Origin of the sequence: Bacteroides sp. D22 (assembly GCF_000163675.1) — a bacterium.
Taxonomy (GTDB): Bacteria; Bacteroidota; Bacteroidia; order Bacteroidales; family Bacteroidaceae; genus Bacteroides; species Bacteroides xylanisolvens.
The window spans coordinates 1-1,705 of the sequence record NZ_GG774856.1 but is presented as its reverse complement, the minus strand read 5'-3'; the positions used below and the strand labels follow the sequence as shown (position 1 = coordinate 1,705).

The following is a 1,705-nucleotide window of genomic DNA, read 5'->3' as shown; positions in this document are numbered from 1 at the left end:
TGGAAGACAAGGAAACGATCAACATATTAATCGCCCAGCTACTGTCAAAGGATGATGAGATCCTGCGGCTTCGAAACCTGCTTGACGACTTGCAGCGTGAACAGCAGTCGGGTAATATGCAGATCCTGTCTAAACTTGACAGGGCACTTGAGGAACTGAAAAGCATGAGACATGACAACAAGGCGCTTTCCAACCGTCTTTCTCGGACCCTTGAGGCCAAGTCAGCCGCAGAAGAGAAAATACAGGAGCTTTCCAGTGCCCTTGAAGCGCTCGAGAATACGCGCGCTGATGAACTTTATGAGATTGCCAGACAGAAACGGCAGTTATACGGGCGTAAATCCGAGAAGAAATCTTCCTTGTCCGCAACGAAGCAAAAAGACCTCAAAGAGGATAAGGATGATTTTGACGGATCCGCTCCTTCGGCTCCGGTTGAAGACTTGGAGCAGAAAGCTGCGGAATCAGCCTCTTCTGAGGCCGCTCCCCGGCCTGAATCCCCTTCCTGCCGTAAGGATTATGGCAAGCAGTCCACCGGTGCGGAGAATGTGGTGGTACATTACTGTGATGAATCGGATATCCCTTCGGGTGCACGCAAGATAGGCATACGTGAATGGATTCAATACTCGATTCAACATCAAGTGGTCAAACATGTATTCAAACTTGTACGGCTAGTGGATGCACAGGGAAACATCTCGAACTATTATCAGCCTAAGGACAATAATGATACCCGCAGACCGTTTGAGAACGTCCTTGAAGGATATCCTGTGGATTTTGAACTGATGGCCCGCATTTTGGTTGACAAATACCAGTACGGTTTGTCTCTTGAACGGGTCGTAGACCGTCTCAAGGATGCCGGTGCACGTTTCAACACCTCTACCGTTTTGGCTTGGATAAAGAGGCACATGAAGGAGTTGTGCAAGCTTGAGGAACCTTTCCGGCAGTTGCTTCTCACACCCGGAAGCATGCTGTTCAGTGATGAGACTACCGAACAGGTCAGAGTGTACAACCAGCAGAAGGGTAAGTATGAATACCGTAAACAATACATTTGGGGAATAAAGAATCCCGACCGGAAAATAGCTTATTATCTGTATGACAACGGCAGCCGTAGCATGAAGGTCGCCCAAAAGTTCTTCGCAGGCTTCCGGGGAAGTGTCACCACCGACGGCTACAATGTCTATAAAATGTTTGAACGGGAAGATTCCTCAATAACACGGTACGGATGTATGGCACACGTCAGGCGAAAGTTTGTCGATGCATTACAGACCGACCATCGGTCTGCAGATATAATCAACCTGATATCAAACCTATACTGGGTGGAGGCGGATTGCAGAATTAATCTTCTCTCCGAAGATGAACGCAGGATGGAACGTCAGAAGAGGGCAATTCCTATATTGGCAGAAATATGGCAGATGATAAAACCCGTTTTTGATCAAACACGCGGGGATACAGCCAACCTTTTTCTAAAAGCGGTCAGATATGCTGTCAATGAATGGGAAGCAGTATCGCGTTATGTACAAAATGGAAAGGCGGAAATTGATAATAATACGGCCGAGAGGATGATGAAGCCCATTTGTATGGGAAGAAAGAATTATCTGTTTTGCGGATCGGAACTAGGGGCAAAGAATGCTTCTATGTTATACTCAATTATTGAAACATGTAAGATGAATGGATTAAGGCCGGTGAAATATATAGCGGAAATTTTAACTAA

1 protein-coding gene is annotated in these 1,705 nt (G+C 46.5%); it reads left to right on the top strand.

What is annotated here, in order from left to right; translation table 11 throughout:
• Positions 1–1,705, top strand: a 1,705-nt coding sequence (gene tnpC, locus HMPREF0106_RS26620) for an IS66 family transposase (RefSeq protein WP_009041317.1), incomplete at both ends; no start/stop codon positions are given.